Raw genomic sequence first — 1,326 nt, forward strand, 5'->3', positions numbered from 1 at the left:
ATTCTTCTCATCACCACCTGTCGCTTCGCCGTGGGGTTTTGCTCGAACACCGTATCAAGGCGCTCAATGGTTGCACGTTCGATGGGCAGCTTGAAGTAGAAGCGCCGATCGCTCCCTTCACCCTCGGAAGATGTCTTGGGCTGCGATCTGCCCCTTCCCCGTTTCTTTGGCGCGGACTGAAGCTCCGGTTCGGAGGTGTCGCGGCTAATCGGCGGGGCTGCGCCCTCGTTCCCGGGTTCGGCCGTCACGGACAGATCCCGATCCATTTTCTCGGCTTCTTCGGTCACACCAGCAAACTGGACGCCGCTGAGCGTTGCCGGGCGGCCTTGGCCCTTGTGGGTGGCGACAGGAAGGCGACCACTGCCAAGCAATCCGCGGTTCTTCACGCTGTCTCTCCCTCAATGATCTGGTCGACCTCGGCCAGCAGCGTAACGCAGTCGTCCAAGGCGGACTTGAGGCGTCTGATGTCCATAATCCTCAGCCCGGTCGCACTCTGCTCCTCGCCAGCAATCGTCCGGGCCAGCAAGCCCCTCATGACGAGATCCGCAAACACGGAGTTATCTTTGATCTCCGTCTTCATGACTTCGAAATTCTGCTCGGCCGCCGACCTGTAGAGGTTCTGGGCCGCAGTCATGCTCGACTTCATCATGGTGAACACGACGCGGACCTGTCCGATCTCACCGCTCTCGGCCAGTTGGTCGATGACAGCGAGTGCCGGGGACAGTTCGGCCAGCTCTGTCGCGGCAGGCTTGAACGGCAGCAAGGTCAACTCCGCATAGCGCAGCGCCATCCTGTTGAATGGGTGATCCGCGCCAGCCAGGTTCAACAGGGCATAGTCATACTTGCCGCTGTCATCGGCGTCTATCAGCGCCGATTCCAAGGCGACAATAGTTGTCGCTTCGAAGTCGAGATAAACGACATCCATGTTGTCCGACCAATAATCGAAATCACTGGTTCGCGAGTTATCCCTATACATCGCGAAATTCTGCTGCGGATCGCAATCTACCAAAAGGGCGCGCTGCCCTTTCGCTTCAACTGCGTTTGCCAGCATCATCAGCGTTGTAGTTTTTCCGGTTCCGCCCTTGTGGCTGTATGCAGCTATTACTTTCATGCTCGCCCTCATGTTTTTAACACGATAACCCTATTGCTTCTGCCGGGTCAAGCGGGTCTACCGGGTCTACCGGGTCTACCGGGTCTACCGGGTCTACCGGGTCTACCGGGTCTACCGGGTCTACCGGGTCTACCGGGTCTGCCGGGTCGTGCCGGGTCTGGCCGGGTCGTGCCGGGTCTGGCCGGGTGTACCGGGTCTACCGGGTCTGGCGGGTC

Annotated in this window: 1 protein-coding gene and 1 pseudogene; both read right to left on the minus strand. The window is 59.4% G+C overall.

Features of this window, described 5'->3' with window-relative positions; genetic code table 11:
* Positions 1-386 (minus strand): annotated as a pseudogene (locus tag C5F48_RS23905) (hypothetical protein); the annotation flags it as partial.
* The gene (locus C5F48_RS23910) at positions 383-1,111 is read right to left on the minus strand and encodes a ParA family protein (protein WP_107666140.1); all 729 of its coding nucleotides are present in this window, start codon (positions 1,109-1,111) and stop codon (positions 383-385) included. The gene C5F48_RS23910 and the pseudogene C5F48_RS23905, both read right to left, overlap by 4 nt.
* Between the last annotated feature and the right edge of the window lie 215 nt (positions 1,112-1,326).

The organism is Cereibacter changlensis JA139, assembly GCF_003034985.1.
Classification (GTDB): Bacteria; Pseudomonadota; Alphaproteobacteria; order Rhodobacterales; family Rhodobacteraceae; genus Cereibacter; species Cereibacter changlensis.

What these genes read in the sequence shown, in the direction of transcription:
- C5F48_RS23910 (WP_107666140.1), bottom strand. Translation starts at nt 1,111, where the DNA reads ATGAAAGTAATAGCTGCATACAGCCACAAGGGCGGAACCGGAAAAACT.